General features: G+C 61.6%; 16 protein-coding genes. 8 read left to right on the top strand and 8 right to left on the bottom strand.

Features of this window, described 5'->3' with window-relative positions; all coding sequences use genetic code 11:
- Positions 1-85 precede the first annotated feature (85 nt).
- On the top strand, positions 86-3,973 hold the full coding sequence (gene hrpA / locus I6J28_RS07160; RefSeq protein ID WP_204608704.1) for an ATP-dependent RNA helicase HrpA: 3,888 nt from the start codon (positions 86-88) through the stop codon (positions 3,971-3,973).
- Here hrpA and nrdR read toward each other — a convergent pair.
- Complete coding sequence (gene nrdR, locus I6J28_RS07155) at positions 3,970-4,428, bottom strand: transcriptional regulator NrdR (protein WP_005328590.1); 459 nt, start codon at positions 4,426-4,428, stop codon at positions 3,970-3,972. The genes hrpA and nrdR overlap by 4 nt on opposite strands.
- Before the next feature lie 731 nt (positions 4,429-5,159).
- Between nrdR and lexA the strand changes: the two genes are divergently transcribed.
- Together lexA and I6J28_RS07145 are read left to right on the top strand one after the other, a co-directional pair.
- Complete coding sequence (gene lexA, locus I6J28_RS07150) at positions 5,160-5,864, top strand: transcriptional repressor LexA (protein WP_204608703.1); 705 nt, start codon at positions 5,160-5,162, stop codon at positions 5,862-5,864.
- A gap of 359 nt (positions 5,865-6,223) precedes the next feature.
- Positions 6,224-7,006, top strand: coding sequence for a DeoR/GlpR family DNA-binding transcription regulator (locus tag I6J28_RS07145; RefSeq protein WP_204608702.1), 783 nt, complete (start codon positions 6,224-6,226; stop codon positions 7,004-7,006).
- 21 nt (positions 7,007-7,027) lie between these two features.
- Here I6J28_RS07145 and ptsP read toward each other — a convergent pair whose 3' ends face one another.
- Positions 7,028-8,716 (bottom strand): phosphoenolpyruvate--protein phosphotransferase, encoded by a 1,689-nt coding sequence (gene ptsP / locus I6J28_RS07140; RefSeq protein WP_204608701.1) that lies wholly within the window; start codon positions 8,714-8,716, stop codon positions 7,028-7,030.
- Positions 8,717-8,913: 197 nt separating this feature from the next.
- Between ptsP and I6J28_RS07135 the strand changes: the two genes are divergently transcribed.
- Genes I6J28_RS07135 through I6J28_RS07125 form a run of 3 tightly spaced genes read left to right on the top strand, consistent with a single transcriptional unit; the run spans position 8,914 to position 12,343 of the window.
- Positions 8,914-9,879 (top strand): 1-phosphofructokinase family hexose kinase, encoded by a 966-nt coding sequence (locus I6J28_RS07135; RefSeq protein ID WP_204608700.1) that lies wholly within the window; start codon positions 8,914-8,916, stop codon positions 9,877-9,879.
- A 13-nt stretch (positions 9,880-9,892) separates the two neighbouring features.
- Positions 9,893-12,019, top strand: coding sequence for a PTS fructose transporter subunit IIABC (locus I6J28_RS07130; protein WP_204608699.1), 2,127 nt, complete (start codon positions 9,893-9,895; stop codon positions 12,017-12,019).
- 54 nt (positions 12,020-12,073) lie between these two features.
- Entirely contained in the window at positions 12,074-12,343 is a 270-nt protein-coding gene (locus I6J28_RS07125; RefSeq protein ID WP_005325102.1) for an HPr family phosphocarrier protein, read from the top strand.
- Between the two features lie 68 nt (positions 12,344-12,411).
- Here I6J28_RS07125 and I6J28_RS07120 read toward each other — a convergent pair whose 3' ends face one another.
- The 3 genes from I6J28_RS07120 to hflX form a co-directional block, all read right to left on the bottom strand.
- On the bottom strand, positions 12,412-13,401 hold the full coding sequence (locus I6J28_RS07120; RefSeq protein WP_204608696.1) for an HNH endonuclease signature motif containing protein: 990 nt from the start codon (positions 13,399-13,401) through the stop codon (positions 12,412-12,414).
- 131 nt (positions 13,402-13,532) lie between these two features.
- Positions 13,533-14,813 (bottom strand): uracil-xanthine permease family protein, encoded by a 1,281-nt coding sequence (locus I6J28_RS07115; protein WP_204608693.1) that lies wholly within the window; start codon positions 14,811-14,813, stop codon positions 13,533-13,535.
- Between the two features lie 43 nt (positions 14,814-14,856).
- Complete coding sequence (gene hflX / locus I6J28_RS07110) at positions 14,857-16,338, bottom strand: GTPase HflX (RefSeq protein WP_204608690.1); 1,482 nt, start codon at positions 16,336-16,338, stop codon at positions 14,857-14,859.
- 75 nt (positions 16,339-16,413) lie between these two features.
- Between hflX and I6J28_RS07105 the strand changes: the two genes are divergently transcribed.
- Complete coding sequence (locus I6J28_RS07105; RefSeq protein ID WP_204608687.1) at positions 16,414-17,211, top strand: hypothetical protein; 798 nt, start codon at positions 16,414-16,416, stop codon at positions 17,209-17,211.
- Positions 17,212-17,247: 36 nt separating this feature from the next.
- Positions 17,248-17,859, top strand: a complete 612-nt coding sequence (locus tag I6J28_RS07100) for a hypothetical protein (protein WP_204611426.1) — start codon at positions 17,248-17,250, stop codon at positions 17,857-17,859.
- Between the two features lie 32 nt (positions 17,860-17,891).
- Here the strand turns inward: I6J28_RS07100 and dapF are convergent, their stop codons facing one another.
- Genes dapF through I6J28_RS07085 form a run of 3 tightly spaced genes read right to left on the bottom strand, consistent with a single transcriptional unit; the run spans position 17,892 to position 20,253 of the window.
- Positions 17,892-18,752 (bottom strand): diaminopimelate epimerase, encoded by an 861-nt coding sequence (dapF, locus tag I6J28_RS07095; RefSeq protein WP_204608684.1) that lies wholly within the window; start codon positions 18,750-18,752, stop codon positions 17,892-17,894.
- 5 nt (positions 18,753-18,757) lie between these two features.
- A complete protein-coding gene (gene miaA, locus I6J28_RS07090) occupies positions 18,758-19,666 on the bottom strand; it encodes a tRNA (adenosine(37)-N6)-dimethylallyltransferase MiaA (protein ID WP_204608681.1) in 909 nt (302 codons plus the stop codon).
- Entirely contained in the window at positions 19,654-20,253 is a 600-nt protein-coding gene (locus I6J28_RS07085; protein WP_204608679.1) for a hypothetical protein, read from the bottom strand. Before I6J28_RS07085 ends, miaA begins: the two co-directional genes overlap by 13 nt.
- Positions 20,254-20,369 lie beyond the last annotated feature (116 nt).

Below are 20,369 nucleotides of genomic sequence, written 5' to 3'. Positions count from 1 at the left end.
AATGCACATAGAAAAATGGATAAGTATTTTCACTTTAACAACTTTTTCCTCATTTCAGGTGGACGGGTAAACTCGTTGCCTAGTCATGACTAAGAACGAATCCCCTTCTCGCGACGAGCTCTTCGCCGCACTCGAAAATGTCACTTTGGCCGAGGCCCGCTCCTTCCGCCGCCGTCTCAAGAAGGCTCGCGCCCCTAAAGCGCTGCAAGAAATCGGCGCTGAAATCCATGCCGCGGCCGAGCGCGTCGCGCTTACCGACGCCGCCGTTCCCACCATCTCCTACCCCGACGCCCTCCCCGTCACCGCCCGCAAGGACGATATCGCCGAGGCAATTCGGGACAATCAGGTCGTTATCATCGCTGGTGAGACCGGTTCTGGTAAGACCACCCAGATCCCGAAAATCTGCCTCGAGCTGGGCCGCGGCCGGCGCGGGTTCATCGGCCATACCCAGCCGCGCCGTATTGCAGCGCGCACCGTTGCAGAGCGCATCGCCGCGGAATTGGACCAGAAAATCGGCGAGTCCGTCGGCTACGCCATTCGCTTCGATGACCGCGTCTCTGAGACCACGGCCGTCAAGCTGATGACCGACGGCATCCTTCTCGCCGAGATGCAGCGCGACCGCTTCCTCAATAAGTACGACACCATCATTATCGACGAGGCCCACGAGCGCTCGCTCAATATCGACTTCCTCTTGGGCTACTTGAAGCGCCTATTGCCCAAGCGCCCAGACCTCAAGGTGATCATCACCTCCGCAACCATCGACCCAGAAAGCTTTGCGGCCCACTTTGCCGACGCCGACGGCAACCCCGCCCCCATCATCGAGGTCTCCGGGCGCACCTACCCCGTAGAAATCCGCTACCGGCCGCTCGAGTTCGAGGCCGGCGGAAAAGTCGTGGACCAAGACCCGCTCGACGGCTTGACCGAGGCCATCGAAGAGCTCATGCGCGAAGGCGACGGCGATATTCTCTGCTTCTTCCCTGGCGAGCGCGATATCCGCGATGCCATGGAGGCTATCGAAGGCAAGAAGTGGAAAAACGTCGAGGTCACTCCCCTCTTTGGCCGCCTGTCCAACCAGGAACAGCACCGCGTGTTTAGCGAGCACCGCGGCCGCCGCATCGTCTTGGCCACCAATATCGCCGAAACCTCGCTTACCGTGCCCGGCATCCGCTATGTCGTCGATACCGGCACCGCCCGCATCTCGCGGTATTCCACGCGCACCAAGGTCCAGCGGTTGCCTATCGAGCCCATCTCGCAGGCCTCCGCCAACCAGCGCTCCGGCCGTTGCGGCCGCGTTGCAGACGGCATCGCCATCCGCCTCTACAGCGAACAGGATTTTGAAAGCCGTCCCGAGTTCACCGACCCGGAAATCCTGCGCACCAACCTCGCGAGTGTCATCCTGCAAATGGTTTCGCTCAAGCTCGGTGATATCGAACAATTCCCCTTCATCCAACCGCCCGAGCACAAGGCCATTCGCGATGGTCTCACCCTCCTGCACGAGCTCGGTGCCCTCCACGACAAGCAGGACAAGCCCTCGCTCACCACCATCGGCCGCGATCTTGCCCGCATCCCACTGGATCCGCGCATGGCTCGCATGCTCATTGAAGCCAATGCCAACGGATGCCTCGATGATGTCATGGTCATCGTTGCCGCCATGACCATCCAAGATGTGCGCGAGCGTCCCCTCGACTTCCAAGCCCAGGCCGACCAAGCCCACGCCCGCTTCAAGGACAAGACCTCGGATTTCTTGTCCATGCTCAAGCTGTGGGATTACATCAAGCAAACCCGCAACGAGCAATCCGGCAATAAGTTCCGCAAGCGCATGAAGCAGGAATTCCTCCACTACATACGCATCCGCGAGTGGTTTGACTTGGTGCGCCAGCTCAAGGACGTCGCCAAGCAGCTGGGCTGGACCTACCAGGAAGGGACAGAGCGCCGCTCCGATGACATCCACATGTCCCTCCTTTCGGGCCTGCTATCCAATATCGGCGCCCGCGACGGCAATTCCAAGGAGTTCCAGGGCGCACGCAACACCCGCTTCCTGGTATTCCCCGGCTCTGCCCTGGCTAAAAAGCCTCCCGAGTTCCTCATGGCTGCCGAGCTGGTGGAAACTTCCCGCCTCTGGGCGCGCGATGTCGCCGCCATCGATCCTGCCTGGGTAGAAAAGCTCGGCGCGGACCTGCTCAAGCACAACTACTCCGAGCCCACCTGGTCTCGCAAGCGCGCCGCCGCCATCGCGCACCAAAAATCCACGCTCTACGGCGTGCCCATCGTGGCCGACCGCACCGTGCCCTACCACCGCGTTGATCCCACCGCTGCCCGCGATATGTTCATCCGCAATGCCCTTATCGCCGGCGACTGGAACACCCACCACGCCTTCTTCAAGGCAAACGCCCAAGCGCTTGACGACGCCGCTGAATACGAAGAAAAGGCCCGCCGCCGCGGCCTTATCGTGGACGAAGACACGCTCTTCGATTTCTATGACCAGCGCATTCCGGCAAAGGTAACCACCGGCCGCCACTTTGACTCGTGGTGGAAAAAGGAGCGCCGCCGCACCCCGGATCTGCTGGATTTCGATCCCGCTAAGCTCATCGATGACTCCCACGAGGTCACCGAGGAATCCTTCCCCGACCACTGGCGCAAGGGCTCTATCGATTACGAACTGACCTACAAGTTCGAGCCCGGCGATCCTCTCGACGGCGTCACCGTAATGGTCCCCATTCCTATGCTCGCCGGTTTGGATACCGAAGGCTTTGATTGGCTCGTTCCGGGTCTACGTCTCGAGCTCGTCACCGAGCTCATCCGCAGCCTGCCCAAGGCCCTGCGCCGCACTGTCGTCCCCGCGCCCGAATTTGCCGAGCGCGCCATCGACCGCCTCATCCCTTATGAAGGCACCATCACCCAGCAGCTTGCCGACGTCCTCCGCGAACTCGGCGGCCAAGGAATCAACGCCACCGACTTCCAGGCCAGCAAGCTACCCGCCCACCTGCGGATGAACTACGGGGCCATCGATAAGCGCGGCAAAATCGTCGACTCCGACCGCGACCTCGCGGCGCTCGTGCAGCGTCAGGCCGGACACATCAAGTCCTCCGTATCTCGCGTCTCGCGCACTTCAGAATCCACCGCCGTCAGCGAGTGGACCGACGATACCCTTGGCAAGATCGATGACACGGTCAAGACCACCGTCGACGGCCACGAAGTCACCGCCTACCCTGCCCTAGTCGCTACCAAGAACGGCGTCGAACTCAAGGTCCATCCCACCAAGGCCGCCGCAGATGCCGCCATGGTAACGACCACGCTTACGCTCCTCATGCGTGAGATATCCGTCAACGCCTCCCAAATGGTCAAGGGCCTGCCATTGCAACAGCGCGTCGCCGTCGATTCCTATCCGCACGGCGGCGCCGACGGCCTTGTCAATGACGCCCGCATCGCCGCGATCCGCGACCTGATGCTCGAAGCCGGCGGGCCCGTCCGCACCCCCGCGGCGTTTCAGAAGCTTAAAAACACCGTCAAGCCCCAGGTCCCAGGCCGCGTACGCCAGGCAGTGGTAGCTATTGCCCCCGGACTCGCCGAGTACTCCAACCTGCGAGCGGAACTCGCTCATTGGGACGGTCCAGCAATCGATGACATGCGCGCACAACTGGATTTCCTCCTTCCCCGAAACGCCATCACTGTCCATGGAATGTCCCATCTGCGCCATCTACCGCGATATATCCAAGCCATGCGCATTCGCCTAGAGGATATGAACCTTGACCCCGACCGCGATGCAGACCGTCAAGCCGAGGTAGATAACGCCAAGGCCTACCTATCCAACCGCCTGCGCAATCTACCGGCCGGCCGCGAAAAGACCCGCGAGGTCAAGGACGTGCGTTGGATGATAGAGGAACTTCGAGTTTCCCTTTTTGCTCAGCGCCTTGGCACAGCCCATGCCGTTTCACTCCGGCGCATCCAAAAGGCGGTGGACAAACTGCGCTAAAAGTCCTCGCGATCGCGCCTTCGCATCAGGCGAATCTCGGATTCAAAGTCATCTGCGCTTTCAAAGGATTTATACACGGAGGCGAAGCGCAGATAGGCCACTTCATCAAGGTCCCGCAGTGGTTCCAGGATGGCCAAACCAATCTCGTTCGCGTTGACCTGCGAGGAGCCATGACTGCGCACCGTCTCCTCAACTTCTTGCGCCAGCTTCTTCAGGGCATCGTCGCTTACATCTCGACCCTGGCAGGCACGGCGCACACCGCGAATCAATTTATCTCTGCTGAAAGGCTCGGCCAGACCGTTTCTCTTCACCACAAGCAACACGGCCTTCTCGACCGTGGTAAAGCGCCCCTTGCACGAAGCACACTCGCGCCGGCGACGAATCGACGCTCCAGCATCGACCACACGCGAGTCGATGACGCGGGATTGCTCATTGTGACAAAAGGGGCAATACACAGTGGTCCTTTCACTGACGTTGGTACGCCAGTAGTTTACTCACCTTCAATTCCGTGCGACCACCGGGCTTCGCCCCCACCGGTCCCCCTAGCGTGTTACTGCAGCCTCTACTTGTTGCACATTAGAAGCCGGCGGTTGCGGTGCACTGTTTCCTTCAGCACCAGCTAGTCCTCCTAGCAAAGTGCCCACAAAGACCGCTACACCAAACACTGCGCCCAATGCGTAGTTACCTGTGTTCGACTCACCCACGCTGTTTCGGACCATATTCGATCTGTTCCCAGAGCCTCCGGCCGCCGTGCGGTTCGAACGATAGGTCGTGCGATCTTCCACACGTAGAGTTCGAACATACCGAGAGTTTGCAGTACCGCGGACCGCAGAACCGTAGCCACGCTCCACATCCCATACGGATGCAGAAGGCACCACTACAGGTTCCGTAGCGTTGCGAGTTACCAGGTTATTGCGAGAATTGATCAGCAGAGACATGACTTTCCTTTCGACGACTGAACCCACCGTAGGCGCCCCATACGACACACACCGGAAACCAGTCGCCATAATGTTCGATTTAGTTGGTACGTTCGATTTATAGCATCGGTTCGAATGCTTGTCCACCCCAACGAGCAAATCTCGAACATCTGTACTTTTCGTGCTACAAATGACGTGTGGCAACTTTTCAGCGCCGCCAGCTAATAGACCACCGATAAATCCACCCGATCCCCTCCGAGGAGCCAGCAATGGGCCGCAAGCCAAAGAAGACCACCGAGAAGACCGACTACGCCTCCCTATCTGACCGCCAGCGACGCATCCTCAATGTCATTAGTGACGCCGTTATGTTGCGTGGTTACCCACCAAGCATTCGCGAAATTGGTGACGCAGCAGGCCTGCAGTCCACCTCCTCTGTTGCCTACCAGCTAAAGCAATTGGAAGAAAAGGGCTTCTTGCGTCGTGACCCAAATAAGCCACGAGCCGTAGATGTTCGACACCTAAATACCGACGATGGCGCCAAGAAGCCGGGCCGCAAACCGGCTAAGCCCGAACAGCAGGTTCCCGCAGAGGCAGGTGCGGTTTCCTACATTCCTGTGGTCGGCCGTATCGCTGCGGGAGCACCCATTACCGCAGAGGAAAACGTCGACACATACTTCCCAATGCCTGACGAGGTGGTCGGTGGCGGCGACCTTTATATGCTGCAAGTAGTCGGCGACTCGATGCAGGATGCCGGCATCCTTGACGGCGACTGGGTAATCATTCGCTCCCAGTCAGTTGCAGAAGAGGGCGAGTTCGTGGCCGCCCTGCTCGAAGGATCTGAAGCTACCGTCAAGGAGTTCCACCGCGATTCCTCCGGTGTGTGGCTACTTCCTCACAATGAGGCCTACGCTCCCATCAACGGCGATGATGCGGAAATCATGGGCAAGGTTGTATCGGTATTCCGCAAGCTTTAACCACACATCTGACGCAGATTCTATACCCCCGCAAGGGCCAAGCGTGGCCCTCGCGGGGTCTATCTATGTACACCCTTCGTTGACGCGGCCTGTTGCCTGCCACCCCCATTTTGGCTCCATTTCGGACCCGGACGCCAAAAGAGACGAAAATCCCACTTTCCCACTTTTACCTCTGACCAGGTACTTCAGCGCACCGGGTATAGAATGCAGCCGTGCAAATTTTTGCTTTAGTCCGTTTATTCCCGATTTTTGAGACAATGGACTAAGCAAAACAACATCGCCGGATTTTCATTTCCGCATAAAGTGGCAACTTTTACCCCCACTACATGACGCGATGTCTCTAGATTCAAGGAGGAATCATGTACGCAGAAGAGCGGCGTCGCCAAATTGCTTCCCTCACCGCCGTTGAAGGCCGCGTCAACGTCACTGAGCTCTCAGAACGCTTCGAAGTTACGGCCGAGACCATTCGGCGCGACCTTGCCGTGCTTGATCGTGAGGGCGTCGTCCATCGCGTGCACGGCGGCGCGGTAGCCTCCCAAACCTTTCAAACCGCGGAGCTTACCTTGGATACCCGCCAGCGGTCCGCCTCCGGTGCAAAAGCAGCCATCGCCCGCGCGGCCCTCGACTTTCTCCCCCACGGCGGCGGCAGCATTTTCTTGGACGCAGGCACCACCATTAACGCGTTCGCGGAGCTCATTGGACAGCAATACCCGCAAGCGCAGTTCAATATTGTCTCCAATAGCTTGCCTATTGCTCTGTCGCTAGCAAGCAACGGTGTGCCAGACGTCCAGCTACTTGGCGGTACGGTTCGCGCGATTACCCAGGCCGTCGTTGGCGATACCGCACTGCGCACCCTAGCGCTGATGCGTGCCGACGTCGCATTTATCGGTACCAATGCCCTAACCCTGGATCATGGCTTGTCGACGGCCGACTCCCAAGAGGCAGCCATCAAATCCGCTTTCGTCACCAATGCCCACAAGGTTGTGGTCATGTGTGACTCCAGCAAGCTGGGCAATGATTACTTGGTAAGTTTCGCCTCTGCCGCCGATATCGACGTCGTCATCACTGACGCCGCTGCCCCCGATTCCTTCGTGGAGGCGCTGCGCGAACGCGAGATTGAGGTCGTGCTCGCCAGCGAATAGTCCCCCGATCCTTCGCCAACTTTAGGCGAAGGACTCCATGCGCTCGACCACTGCGGTACGGGCAGCGTCAGGGCTTTCCGCATCCAGCGCCACCTCGGAAAGCTGCTGGCACTGTTCCAGGGTAACCTCTGCCAGCTGCGCGCCGACGCCCGCAACTGCGGTCGACGCTGCGGATAGCGAATTTACGCCCAAGCCGGTAAGCACGCAGGCCAACATCGGGTCGGCTGCCGCCTCACCGCACACGCCTACCGCAACGTTATTGGCCTGGCCCACGATGCAGGTGTGCTGAATGAGCCGCAGCACAGCCGGCTGCCACGGGTCGGTCAGGTAGGCCAGCTGTGGCGACAGGCGGTCCGCAGCCATCGTGTACTGAGTCAGGTCATTGGTGCCGATGGACACGAAATCAAGGTGCGGCATGATTTTATCCGCCATAAGCGCTGCGGCCGGAACCTCAATCATGGCGCCGGCAGTCAGGCCGCGCTCGCGGCACAGGCTAGCAAACCACTGGGCCTCGGTAGAGGTGGCAACCATAGGAGCCATCACCCAGGTAGATGCTTTGTCATCGCGAGCCGCAGCCGCCTGCGCAATCGCATCCAGCTGGCGGGTCAGCAGAGCCTCATTATCGCGTGCAATACGCAGCCCACGAACACCCAATGCTGGGTTTTCCTCGGAGCTTAGCGTGGCATAAGAGATAGGTTTATCGGATCCGGCATCCAGCGTACGCACGACAACCTTTGATTCAGGAAAGGCATTAAAAACCTTGCCGTAAATCTTTGCCTGCTCGTCAACGCTGGGCTCTTCACTGGCCGAGAGGAACGATAGTTCCGTGCGGTACAGGCCGATACCCTCTGCTTGCGAATCCGAAGCAATGCGGGCGGCGTTGCCATCAGCGACGTTGGCAAGCAGCTGCACACGGTGGCCGTCCTTGGTCTCAGCCGGGCCGCGCCACTGGGCAACGCGTGCCGCACGCTCGCGATACTCAGCCACGGCCTTTGTGGAAGCCTCTTCGTCGGCCCCAAGGGTGACGGCGCCCACTGCACCATCGACGAATACCAGCGTGCCGCTTTCAATATCGCTCAGCGCGGCGCCCACAGCAACGATGCATGGAATATCCAACTGACGGGCGATGATGGCCGTATGGCTGGTAGGTCCACCAAGTTCGGTAACAAGGGCTTTGATGTGCTTGGTATCCAGCGTCGCGGTATCGGCCGGGGCCAAGTCATCCGCGAACAAAACGGCCTCGCCGTCGACGAGTGGCAGGCCCGGCTCGTCCTCGCCGCGCAGCTCTGCAATAACGCGGTCTCGCACGTCCTTCAAGTCAGTAGTGCGCTCGGCCATCACTCCGCCGGCGGCTTCGAACATGGTGACAAACTTATCGGTGGCGCCGACAGTAGCGAATTCCGCATCCCGGCCGGTGCGGATATTCTTGCGCACCGCCTTATGCCAACCACGGTCCTTGACCATGCCGGCCGTTGCGGTCAGAACTTCCGCAGCCTGGCCCTCCGCGGCAGCAGCCCGCTGCTCCAAGCGGCCAGCGACAGTATCTACGGCCGCAAGGAAGCGGTCGTACTCAGAATCGCTCGCTTGCTCTGGGTCAATGCTTCCCTCGGTAGGCAAGGCCGGGCGAGGGCGGACCCACACGGCTTCGGCGTAGGCGACTCCGGCAACGACACCGGTTCCTTTGATTGTGGACTCAGACGCGTTTTCCATGAGCGTACTTCCTTCGAAGATAGCGGTTTATTAACTTCCAGAACACCACAAATCGGATAGAAAAGCAATGTATACCACAGAAATTCTGTTGACTTTCGGACACAATCGGACAAGAATCAACATTGAGGGCGGGCCATGCCCGCGAGGTTCTCTCCAACGGCGTTCGGCCCCAATATACAACCTGCGAAAGGGACAACTTGATTCTCACGCTGACCCCTAATCCCAGTATCGACGCCACCCTTGTGCTCAGCGAGCCATTGACCTCCGGTGATGTCCACCGTGCCAGCGAGGTCACACAGGTTGCTGGCGGCAAGGGTGTAAACGTCACCCATGCCGTGCACTTGGCTGGCGAGCACTCCTTGGCTCTTTTCCCGGCCCACGACTCCGATTCTTTCCTAAATCTCATCCACTCGGCCGGGCTGCCTTCCTCTGCAATCCCCATGAACGGCGCAGTTCGCGTCAATACCACCATCACAGAGCCTGATGGCACCACCACCAAGGTCAACGGTCCAGGCCCTGCGCTTTCCGACGCCGACTCCCGCGCCATTACCTCCGAACTCACCGCCCGCGCCCTTGCCTCCGACTGGGTGGTTCTAGCCGGCTCCCTGCCGCGTGGCGTCAACACCGATTGGTATTGCGACCTCATCTCCGCAGTCCGCGCGGCCGCACCACAGGCTCGCATTGCCGTCGATACGTCCGATGCCCCAATGCAGGCCATTGGCGAAAACCTCAATTCTGCTGCGCCTGATCTCATTAAGCCGAACGGACTAGAGCTCGGCCAGCTCACCGGAACCGACGGCCGTGAATTGGAAGACCAGGCCGCACGCGGCGAGTACGCGGGGGTTGTGCGGGCGGCCCGGGACGTCGTCAAGCAGGGCATCGCAGAAGTACTCGTCACCCTTGGCGGTGCCGGCGCGGTGCTGGTTACCGCGGACGGCGCTTGGGCTGCAACTCCCCCGCCAGCAACGGTGAAATCCACTGTAGGCGCCGGTGACGCCGCGCTCGCTGGATATCTCCTCGGCCGTACCGCCGGTAAGTCGCCGGCCGATAGCCTGGCGCAGTCGGTGGCCTACGGAACTGCGGCTGCATCCAAACAAGGCACCCAATTCCCTCGCCCAGAAGAACTCGATATCGCCCATACCACCCTAAACTCGCTAGCCTAAGGAGTGCCTAATCATGGCTTCCGACCTCATCACTACCGACCTAGTCGCGCTCGACGCCGACTTCGGCGACAGCGTTGACTCCGTAATTACCAACCTGGCCACGCTGGTCCATGACACCGGCCGAGCCACCGACATCGCCGGCTTGGCACAGCCCGCCATCGACCGCGAGGCCAAGGCCGGTACCGGCGTCCCTGGCGGAGTCGCCATCCCGCACTGCCGCTCCGAGGCAGTGACCGAACCCACCCTCGCATTCGCCCGCCTGAGCCGCGGCGTGGATTTCTCCGGCCCCGACGGCGACGCCCAGCTAGTCTTCCTCATCGCTGCTCCGGCCGGCGGTGGCAAAGCCCACTTGAAGATTTTGTCCAAGTTGGCCCGCGCTCTAGTACGCAAGGACTTCCTCGAGTCCCTGCGCAACGCCCCCACCAAGGAAGAAATCGTCCGGCTTGTGCTGGACGTAGTCAACGCCGAAAAGCCGAAGAAGAAGCCAGCCGAGGAATCGGCCGCCCAGGGCGCTGCTGCCAGCACTGCCGCAACCGGTGCCGCTGCCGCCGGCACCGCCGGCTCCTCCGCCACCGCGTCCTCGGCCGCAACCCCTACCAACGCAGAACCTTCGGCCGATGTCACCCGCATCGTGGCCATCACCGCCTGCCCCACCGGCATCGCCCACACCTACATGGCGGCCGACGCCCTCACCCAAACCGCGGCCGAGCGCGATGACGTATCTCTGACCGTTGAGACGCAGGGCTCGTCTAATAATGAGTCTGTCTCCCAATCCACGATCGACGCGGCCGATGCGGTCATCTTCGCCACGGACGTCGGCGTGCGCGACCGCGAACGCTTCGCCGGCAAGCCGGTAATCGAATCCGGCGTCAAACGCGCCATCAATGAGCCCGGCACCATGCTCGACAAGGCCGTCGCTGCCGCTCACAACCCGCACGCCCACAAGGTCTCTGGCACTGCTACCCGCGCCGATGCGGAAGAAGAAGGTCAGTCGCTCGGTTGGGGCAAGCGCATCCAACAGGCAATTATGACCGGCGTGTCCTATATGGTCCCGTTCGTCGCGGCCGGCGGCCTGCTGCTTGCCCTCGGCTTCCTTTTCGGCGGTGCCGATATGGCCAACGGCTGGCAGGCACTATCGTCGGACTTTTCGCTCGGCAACCTCCCCGGCCACGACGTGACCATTGACGGCGAACTCATGCACTTCGAGCGCTCCGGCCTGCTGCTCTACCTTGGCGCAGTTCTCTTCGCTATAGGCCAAGCAGCAGTGGGCTTTATCGTCGCCGCGCTGTCGGGCTACATCGCCTACGCGCTCGCCGGCCGTCCGGGCATCGCCCCAGGCTTCGCGGGCGGCGCGATCGCGGTCACCTTGGGCGCTGGCTTCATCGGTGGTCTGGTTACCGGTCTGCTGGCAGGCTTCATCGCGATGTGGATTGGCAACTGGAAGGTACCGCGCTGGCTAGGCTCCCTCATGCCGGTTGTTATTATCCCGCTGCTGACCTCGTTGGTTGTCGGTCTTGCCATGTACCTGGCACTCGGCGTACCGCTGGCAAACCTCATGGAGGGCCTGCAAAATTGGCTGTCGTCCATGTCCGGCTCTTCGGCCGTATTGCTGGGCATCATTCTTGGCCTGATGATGTGCTTCGACTTGGGCGGCCCAGTCAATAAGGCGGCCTACCTTTTCGCGACGGCCGGGCTGTCTACCGGCGACGAATCCTCCATGCAGATCATGGCCGCCGTCATGGCGTCCGGCATGGTCGCACCAATTGCGCTGTCGCTGGCTACGTTTATCCGCAAGTCGCTGTTTACCCCGGCCGAGCAGGAGAACGGCAAGTCTGCCTGGCTGCTGGGTCTGTCCTTCGTTTCGGAGGGCGCCATCCCGTTTGCGGCGGCCGACCCGTTCCGCGTCATCCCTTCGATGATGGCCGGTGGCGCGGTGACGGGCGCGATTTCGATGGCCTTGTCGGTCGGTTCCCGTGCCCCGCACGGCGGCGTGTTCGTCTTCTTCGCCATCGACCCGTTCTGGGGCTACCTCGTGGCCATTGCGGCCGGCGTGGTTGTTTCGACGGCGGCGGTGCTGGCGATGAAGCAGTTCTGGCCTAACAGGGCCGCCGAAGAAGCCACCCAGAACGTGGCAGCATAAACCAAACACTCGTACACTGGATTCTAAAAATCCCCGTAAGAAAGGATATTTTCGATGGCTTCCAAGACTGTAAAGGTTGGCTCCTCTGTAGGCCTGCACGCACGTCCTGCATCTATTATCGCGGACGCTGCCGGCGAGTTCGATGAGGATATCTTCCTCAACCTGGTCGGCGATGATGATGAGGATGAGACCGATGCGGCCTCTTCCCTGATGATCATGGCTCTTGGCGCAGAACAGGGCGATGAGGTTACCGTCACCTCCGAAAACGAAGAAGCAGTGGAAAAGATTGCTGCTCTCATCGAGAAGGACCTGGACGCTTCCTAAGTCCTAAAACGGTTCCACTTTAGGCTCCCCGCCCTTGCGGTGGGGAGCTTTTCGCTTGCCGACGCCACCTATCCCCACGGTGGCACCCACGTCACCTGCCCGCGCACGCGGGCTAGCCGGCCACGGCGCGGCGGGGCGTTGGGGTCATCGTCATTGACGCCATTGTGATAGGAACAGCAGGTCGCAAGGTTCGCAGCGTTGGTCTCGCCGCCATGCTTCCACGCTTTGAGGTGGTGAATCTGGCACTTGTCGGCGGGGTAGTTACAGCTCTCCCACGGGCATACCGGGTTGACCGCAGCCGCCATGAGCCGCTGCTTGTCGTTGGCTACGCGCGAGGTGCGGTAGAGGTTGACCGGCCCCTCGTGGGGATGGACGAGCGTAACATAGCCGTGGTCGCTCAGTGTCCGCGCGACAAGCTCCGCTCCGGTGATTCGAGCGCCATTGGTGAGTTGGAGGGTGATTTCCTCGCCGTCTCCGTCTACTACGCGGTCGAGCTCGTCGAGTGTGAGAACCACCTGCGTCGTCACCGTCGCCCGCGTCGCATCCGCCTTGCCAAAGAAGAGGTCTTTGGCAGATTCCAGGGGCTTATTGGCATCCAATGCAGCGTGCATATCCGCCACATCGGCCGAATCCCCGGTAATGGTCAGTGACCATGGGCCGCCGGAGCGGCGGGTGATGCGCACTCCCTTTTCGGGCGCGCGGCGCGGTCGCAGCTCGCGTACCAAAGCGCGGGCACGCTTTTCCAAGGCGGTGGCGCTGCCGCGAAAGGCACACAGTTCGGTGCGTAGGGTCCAGGCATCGCGCTGCGTCGACAAGCGCAAGGCGTATTTTTCAATCAGCAGTAGCACGTCGAGGGAATGCCTAGTCTGCCGCGCCGCTCGCTGTTTGGCAGCAAAGCCGCACCGGCCGAAATAGGTATCGCATAGACGCAACAGGTCGCGCGCGGCGATGTCGGAGGCGCCCCGCGCGATGAGCTCGCGATCGCTCAGCCCTTGAACGGCGGCGACAATGTCCATGCCGGCGTTCACTGCGTTTAAGTATGCGTTCAATGCGGTCATGCCGCTAAGTAAAATAGCCCCCGCACGCCTTCGCGAGCCGCATATCGGCTCGCTGTGGATAACCCGCGTTGGCCCGTCAACAACACTGCCCGCCGCGGTCGCGCGACGGGCAGTTATCCACAGGTGGAAAATTAATACTTGGCGCCGTGCCCCTCGCCGACGGAATCGTAGAGCTTCTTCATTATCGGATAGGCCACAATGATGCCTACCGAGCCCCACGCGATGCCCTCGAGAGAGACCCCGCCCACGGTGAGGGTCAGGTTGCCGATGCCCGCGATAAGCGCCACTGCGGCCGCAGTCAGGTTGACCGGGTTATTGAAATTAACCTTATTATCCATCCAGATGCGCACACCCAGCATGCCGATGAGTCCATACAGCACGATGCAGGCGCCGCCCAGAACGCCGGTCGGGATGGTGAAAATCAGCGCACCAAACTTCGGCACGAAGGCCAAAAGGATGGCGGTAAAGGCTGCTACCCAATAGGCGGCGGTGGAATATACACGGGTTGCGGCCATCACGCCGATATTTTCGGCGTAGGTCGTGGTACCGGAGCCGCCAAAGCCACCGGCAAGGGTGGACGCGAGGCCATCGGCGATCAGCGCGTCACCGGCCAGGTCATCGAGATCGCGCTTTGTCATCTCGGAGACGGCTTTGACGTGGCCGACGTTTTCCGCGATAAGCACCACCAGCACGGGAAGCGCCACGGCAATGGCGGAGACGTTGAAAGAAGGCGCGTGGAATTCCGGCAGGCCCACCCACGGGGCGGCATCGATGGCCGCCACGGCGTCATCGCCGAGGTTGCCGGTCAGCGCGGCGAAAATCCAGCCGACGACCACACCGAGCAGGATGGACAGGCGCGAGACCATACCGCGGCCGGCGACGGTGGCCAGCAGGATGACGAGTAGCGTCACCGCGGCGACGAGCGGCTGGGAGGCGAAGTTCTCGGCCGCATTCGGCGCCAGGTTCAGGCCAATGAGGGCCACGATCGCACCGGTGACGGCCGGCGGCATGACGGCATCGAGCACGCGGCGGCCGGCGATTTTGACTGCCACACCCACCGCGGCCAAGACGAGGCCGGTGACCAAAATGGAGCCCGCTTGCGCGGCGATACCGTACTGCTGCGAAGCCGACAGCGGCGCGATAAACGCAAAGGAAGAGCCGAGGTAAGACGGCAACCGGTTGCGGGTGATAAGCAGGAACAAAATGGTTCCGAGGCCGGAAAAGAGCAGCGTCGTATTGACGGGGAATCCGGTCAGGGTAGGAACCAACAGCGTGGCACCGAACATGGCTACCACGTGCTGCATGCCGATGCCGATGGTACGGCCCCAACTAAGTCGTTCTTCCGGCGCTACGACCGCGCCCGGTGCAATCTTTTTACCGTCTCCGTGGACAGTCCAACCTTTTAAGCTCACGAGCCTTAATTATGGATCACCGGAGCCGGTTTTAAGAAACTTCCTACACGATGAATTCGGCGAGTTCGCGGGCGGTGGGGGCGGGAAGGCGGACGTCGACAAGCGTGCCATCGGCCGTATATTCCTCGTGGCGCACCGTGCCCTCGGCGTGTACGCGCGCCACAATATCGCCGCGGGTGAAGGGAACCTGCAGTTTAACGTGGCTATCGCGGGAGTTGAGGAAAAGCTCTACGCGCGCAGTAAGCTCGTCAATTCCCTCGCCCGTGCGCGCGGATACGTAGACGACGTCCTCGTGGTCGAGTACGTGACGCAACTCGGCGAGCACTAGCGGGTCGGCCTGGTCGATCTTATTGATCACAATAATTTCGGGCGGTGCTTGCTCGCCGGTTTCCGCGACAATGTCATAGATGACCTGGTTGACGGCCTCAATCTGCTTGAGCGGGAAGGGGTCAGAGCCATCGACCACGTGCAACATAATATCGGCGGCCAGCACCTCCTCCAGGGTGGATTTGAACGCCTCGACCAGCTGCGTGGGCAAGTGGCGGACAAAGCCGACGGTGTCGGTGAAGACGACCTGGCGGCCGTCGGCAAGCGTGGCACGGCGAGTCGTGGGGTCCAACGTGGCAAAGAGTGCGTCCTCCACCAGCACGCCGGCGCCGGTCATGGCGTTAATGAGCGAAGACTTTCCGGCGTTGGTGTAGCCGGCTATGGCTATCTGCGCGATGGTTGAGCGCTGGCGCTTGGAACGCTTAACCTCACGGGCGGTCTTCATAGCGCGCAGCTCCTTGCGCAGCCGGGCCATCTCCGTGCGGATGCGGCGGCGGTCCGTCTCAATCTTGGTCTCACCGGGACCACGCAGGCCGACGCCGCCGTTGGAGCCGGCGCGGCCGCCCGCCTGGCGCGAAAGGTTGCCGCCCCAACCACGGGTATGGGTATAGAGATATTCCAGCTGCGCCAAGGAGACCTGCGCCTTGCCCTCTTTGGACTTGGCGTGCTGGGCAAAGATGTCAAGGATGAGCATCGTGCGGTCAATGACCTTGGTGTTAAGCGCGCGCTCGAGAGCGGTGAGCTGGCCGGGGTTGAGCTCGCCATCGCACACCACGGTATCGGCGCCGGTCGCCTCGACGATGTCGCGCAATTCCTTGACCTTGCCGGAGCCGATGAAGGTGCCGGAATCCGGCTTATCGCGCTTTTGGTAGATCATCTCCACGACTTCGGCGCCGGCGGTCTCGGTCAGCGCCGCGAGCTCATCCATGGTGGCTTCGACTTCGGCCACGGTGCCTTCGGTCCACACGCCGACCAAAATGACGCGCTCGAGGCGCAGCTTACGGTACTCCACCTCGTAGCCATCGGTGGTGTCTTCGGCGCGGATGGTGGTCTCACGGGTAACGCGACGGAAGGCGTTACGCTCTGCCAGGTCAAGGTCACCTGTGGTGGGTGTTGCGTCTGGCACGGCCGGGGCGTCGTTATCGCGGAACGCGCGGGCGAGGAGATCGTCGTTATTGTGCTGGGAAAATTCGGTCATACTACCTTTCATTTTGGCATGTTGCGGCCGAAAGCGGGAATTGCGGATTCTTAGCTGGCTGCACAAGGCGATACAATGGCGGGCATGAACGATAAGGACACTGGGGTGAAGCAGAATACCGAGATGCAGGCCATCGGCCTCAATTTCGAGCGCTGGCAGGATGCCGTCGAGGCCGCCATCGCTAGCGATCGCTTGGCCGTTACCGGTGAGGTACGCGGTGGCCAGCTGATCCAGTTCACCGATCCATCGGGCGCGCAACTCAATATTCTCGCGGTGGAGCCTTTTGCTACCTACATTGGCTTCGATGCCGTGACACAGGGGTTCGCCCACGTAGAGATGGTCAACGATGTTCTTGCCCTGCTGGAAATTATCGATCCTTTCGGCACCACCATCGCCCAGGCCACCGCGAACCTGGCGCAGGGGCCTTTGCTTGCCGACGAACCCTTGCAGCAATGGCAGCAAATCTCCCTCACCGCCATGGGCCTCGATGTCCGCACCTACGAGTCTGCCGATGCCTATGAGGCGGCCGAGGGCGAGTTCCCGGCGCTCTTTGAGTCCGCGGGGGCGAAGGTTATCTCCTCCGGCTCTGGCGCGGAGGTTCCTACCCCGGCCGCGACTTTTGCGGCCCGCGTCATGGAATCCGAGTGGCGTACCAATGAGCTAACCGGCGAGAAATTCGCCCACCTCGTCATGGATGGCCTCTTCCCCTTCGATCTCTGCCTGCCTGCGGGTAGCGACGAGCTGCCTGCTAAGGACTCTATCGTGGCCGGCACCGCCCTGCTGACGGCTTCTATTGAAATGCCCAGCGGTGGCTGCGGCGACGGCGCTGGCTGCGGTTGCGGCTCTGGTGGCTGCGGCTGCGGAGGCCACTAAGAACTGACGCAAAGGTCTGGTGAAATAGCTGTGTGGATGCCCTTCCCGGAAAATGCGAGAAACCGGCGTGTGCTGGTTCTCGCGCTGATCCTGGTGGGATCAGTGGCGGTTGTGGCAACCCTAAAACTTCCCGGGGTTTTCATCGCGGCACTACTTATCGCGGCGGCGCTGCTTATGCTCCACACCCGGCCGGACGCCTCGGAGCAGGCGGCGCTGCGCAGCTCTATTCGGCTCTCGGCCGAAGATATTGAGGACGTCTTGGCGGAGTACGAAGACTTCCGGTCCTCCGAGACGGCCGAGAAGATCGCTGACCGCACGCTCTACCGGCCGGCGCTTTTAGATCTGGATTGCTCCGACCCCACCATCGAAGCCTTCCACTATGAGATTTCGGGTGCCCGGCGATTCCTGCGCCGGTTGAATCTGCGCGTGAATGCGGAAGAGGTCAGCACCAACGAGCTGGAGTCCTTGCTCAAGGTGACCGATGGACGGGCTCGCGAGCTCAAGGAAACATGGCTATTGGCCCGCCGCGCCGCTTTTGCGCTCGGGCCGAAGTATGAAAAGAACGAAGTAAAAAATCGCGCCCTGCGCCGCCAAGCCCTCGAAGAGCAAGCATTCGAGAAAGAGGAAGGCGAAGGGCGCAGCGCCTAAGTACTCACCGCGCGCGTCGGGCCCGACGCGGTCTAAAGGGAGGTCTCGCCGGTGGCGACGATGGCGGACGGGCCGGTCAGGCGCGAACCACCCTCGTAGATGTCCACTGTCACTTCCCCGCCGGGGACGTGTACGTGCACGGTGCCGTGAGGGTTGGTGGTGTGGTCAACGGCGGCGTCGGCAAGCGCGGCGGTCGCGGCCGCCACGGTGCCGGTGCCGCAGGAGCGGGTCTCTCCTACCCCGCGCTCAAAGACGCGCATATGCACGTGGCCATCGCGCAGCGGGGTCACGACCTCAACATTCACGCCGGCGGGGAAGAAAGAATCATCAATGACGGGCTGCTCGAAAGTCTTGGCTGCAAGGCCTTCGGCGTCCAGCCCCGGCACCACGGCCGCGAGGTGGGGATTGCCCATGTCAATGCCTAGACCGGCGTAGCTCTCCCCGGCCATAGACGCGGTGGATACACCCGTTACTTCGGCCGGTCCCATCTCCACGGTGACCTCAGCCGCGTGCTCATCGCACGAGTGCACCGTCACGCGCTTGGCGCCGGCGCGGGTACCGATGGTGAACTCGTCTTTTTCCACGAGGCCGCGCGAGCGCAGCCAGTGGGCGAAAACGCGGGTGCCATTGCCGCACATTTCGGCCACGGAACCATCGGCGTTGCGATAATCCATGAACCAGTCATTGGACGCGATGCCCTCGGGCAGCGACTCGATTTCCCCGGCCGCGAGCAACGCCTCGGCGCGCACGACGCGCAGCACACCATCGCCGCCGATACCGGCGCGGCGATCACACAGCGCCGCTACGCGCTCGGGGGCAAGCGGCGTGGCGGCCGCGTGGTCTTCGACGATGACAAAGTCGTTCTCAGTTCCATGACCCTTGGCAAATTTCATGCTCCCTACCCTAGCGCGCGCAGCGCCTGGGCGGTCGTATCGCCCGCGGCATCCAGCCACACGATCCGCTTATCGCGGTTGAACCAGGAACGTTGGCGGCGCACGTAGCGCCGTGTCCCGGTAATTGTGCGCTCGACGGCCTCATTCCACGTAAGTTCGCCGCGCTGGGCTTGGAATACCTGCGCATAGCCTATGGCACGCCCGGCCGTGGAATCGGCCACCAAGCCCTGGGCTTGGAGGCGCTCGACTTCCTCGATGAGCCCGCGCTCAAACATCTGGCGGGTACGTAGCTCGATGCGCGGGTTAAGCCAATCTGCGGTGGTGCGCAGGCCGAGCAAACGGGTACCCCACCGCGGCGGGGCGTCCTTCGGCGGTTGGCTGGCTTTATAGGGCTTGCCGGTCAACTCAATGACCTCCAGGGCGCGCACGGTGCGCCGTGGGTCCTTATCTTCAATGATGGCGGCCGCGGCCGGATCCACCTGCGCCAGCTCCTCGTGCAGGGCATCGGTCCCGATTTCTACACGCCGGGCCTCATACTTGGCGCGGACGGCGGGGTCGGTGGGTGGGAACTGCCAGTCGTCGACAAGCGCCTGGGCATATAGCATGGAGCCGCCGACCAAGATTGGCGTCTTGCCGCGGGCCATGATGCCTTCCACGTCCGCGATGGCATCGCGCTGGTAGCGCGCCACAGAGGCGGTTTCGGCCACGTCCCACACATCGAGCTGGTGGTGCGGGATTCCTTCGCGCTCGGCAGGGGTGAGCTTGGCGGTGCCAATGTCCATGCCGCGGTAGAGCTGCATGGAATCGACGTTGACCACCTCGCCGTCTAGCTCCTGCGCCAGCGCCAACCCCAGCGCAGATTTGCCGGAGGCGGTGGGTCCAAACACTGCAATGGGGCGCATTAGACCTCCCATCCTGCAACGTAGCGGCCGACGCCCAAGGTGGCGTCGGTGGCCAGCAATTGCGCCTTCTTTGGCTGTAGTCCTGCTAACTCCTCCCACAGTGCGGGCTCAACCACACCGCGCTGGGAAAGCCACTCGCCTGCCTTGCTTGCCGACGCCCCCATGAGCACCTCCTCGCACCACTCGTGCGCTTCCTGGGCACCGGGAACGAGCGCCAAGGGGGCGCGCTCGGTCAAGCCCGCGCTGCCATCTGCCACGACGATGGTCAGCGCCGCCGGATCCGGCTGGCCGATGTGCTCCCGGCTAGCGCGGGCGTTAAGCTGCGGCACACTGTGCAGCACGTACCGGGCCATAATCTCGGGTAGATAATTGCCGCCGCCTAGGTTCGTGGCTGCACCCCACGCCTTTAAGCTGCCGGTGTGGGCGGTGTACCAGCGATTGTCCTGGCTGCCGACGATATCTACCTGCGTTATGCCGGCGGCCGCAGCTTCCACCGCAAGGGTGCGGGCAGCGGCAAGCAGTGCGCGGGAGGCGGCGTCATTGGAGGAAAGCTCCACGGCCAGCGCGGGTGAGGCTGGCATTACCATGAGATTGAACATTATTCCTCCATACTATCTACCCAAGTGGAGGTAATTAAATAGAATCTGGGCACGCGCGGAATATTCGCGGTAATGTATCCAGTGATTTTATTCGGCAGCCGTGACGCGCGGCGATC

This window comes from Corynebacterium tuberculostearicum, from assembly GCF_016894265.1.
Lineage (GTDB): Bacteria > Actinomycetota > Actinomycetes > Mycobacteriales > Mycobacteriaceae > Corynebacterium > Corynebacterium tuberculostearicum_D.
Note: the sequence above shows the minus strand (reverse complement) of the source record. Positions and strands in the feature narration are given on the sequence as shown.